Origin of the sequence: Paraburkholderia rhynchosiae (assembly GCF_002879865.1) — a bacterium.
In the GTDB taxonomy this organism is placed as follows: Bacteria; Pseudomonadota; Gammaproteobacteria; order Burkholderiales; family Burkholderiaceae; genus Paraburkholderia; species Paraburkholderia rhynchosiae.
This window is the reverse complement of record NZ_PNXY01000097.1, coordinates 1-1,466: the sequence shown is the minus strand read 5'-3', so window position 1 is coordinate 1,466 and position 1,466 is coordinate 1. Positions and strand designations below refer to the sequence as shown.

General features: G+C 61.5%; 1 protein-coding gene. It reads left to right on the top strand.

Going from position 1 to position 1,466, the window contains the following annotated elements; genetic code table 11:
- The first annotated feature begins 35 nt into the window (after nt 1–35).
- A complete protein-coding gene (locus tag C0Z16_RS36930; RefSeq protein WP_102636842.1) occupies nt 36–1,439 on the top strand; it encodes an IS4 family transposase in 1,404 nt (467 codons plus the stop codon).
- The last annotated feature ends 27 nt before the right edge of the window (nt 1,440–1,466 follow it).

Below are 1,466 nucleotides of genomic sequence, written 5' to 3'. Positions count from 1 at the left end.
TTAACTTGAGGCACCGCCACAGGAACTACACGTAATTGCCTTCGACCGACAATCAGGATGACCAGGACGACTGGGCCGACATCGAATTCGGCGCGGCAAATCTGGGCGATGCCCGTCTGACGAGCCGGCTTGTTGCACTGGCACGCCGGCTTGCCAGCACACCGGACTGCTCGTTTCCACGATCCATGGATGCCGCTGAACTCAAGGCAGCCTATCGCTTCTTCGATAACGACCAGGTCGATACGGACGGCGTGCTTGCGCCTCACATAGACCAGACGTTGCTGCGCATGACCCAGGTGCCAGTCGTGCTCGCGGTGCAGGACACGACCGAATTCAACCTGACGCATCTGGGCGCAACCGAAGGACTGGGCTACGGCACGGGCAACCAGTCGCGCGGCTTCATGCTGCACAGCCTGCTGGCCGTAACACCGGAAGGCCTGCCGCTGGGCGTGCTGGGCATGAAGACGTGGGTGCGCAAAGACGAAGATCTGGGCCGCAGGCGTCAACGCTCAAAGCGCGACTTCAATGACAAGGAAAGCGTTAAATGGCTTGAGGGTCTGAACCATCTGGCAGCCCTTAGGACCCGATGTCCCGATACGCGCATGGTAGGTGTGGGCGACCGCGAAAGTGACGTCTATGAAGTGTTCGTGGCCGAGCGGCCTGCTGGCGTGGACTGGCTCATCCGCGCGGCATGGGACCGCCGCACTGCGCACCCCGAGCGCTATCTCTGGGACACGGTGACGGCGAGTGCGCCACTGGGCGAGATCGAGCTGGAGCTGCCGGCACAGCGCAACATGGCCCGGCGCACTGCGCGTCTGACGCTGCGCTGCACACAGGTCAGCCTGATTGCACCACCCAGACCGTCGACCAGAGGCACTGGGCGCGCCCGGCTCGCTCCGGTGGATGTATTTGCAATCCACGCACTGGAAGCCAATGCTGCAGCGGGCGTTGAGCCACTCGAGTGGATGTTGCTCAGTTCGGTGCCCACGCTTACGCTGGACGACGCACTTGAACGACTTGAATGGTATGCACGTCGCTGGACGATTGAGTCGTGGCATCGCGTGCTTAAAAGCGGGTGCCGTATCGAGGCACGCCAGTTCGGTAATCTCGAACGGTTCGTGCGCGCAACCGCGCTATTTGCAGTGATCAGCTGGCGAATCATGTACGCCACCCTGCTAGGTCGGGCCGACCCGGACCTGTCATGTGGAGTGCTACTTCAGCCCGACGAATGGCGTGCACTTTACTGTCGGGTCAACCGCACCTCAAAACCACCCGCTGCAACGCCGTCGCTGGGCGAGGTCGTACTGTGGATCGCCAAACTTGGTGGCTACCTGAACCGCAAGCATGATCACCCGCCCGGGCCTACGGTCATGTGGCGCGGCTTCCTGGTGCTCCACGAAATCACGGAGATGTACCGGATCTTTAGCCAGGACGGGTGATTCACATCACGAGATGTGGGTAATCCT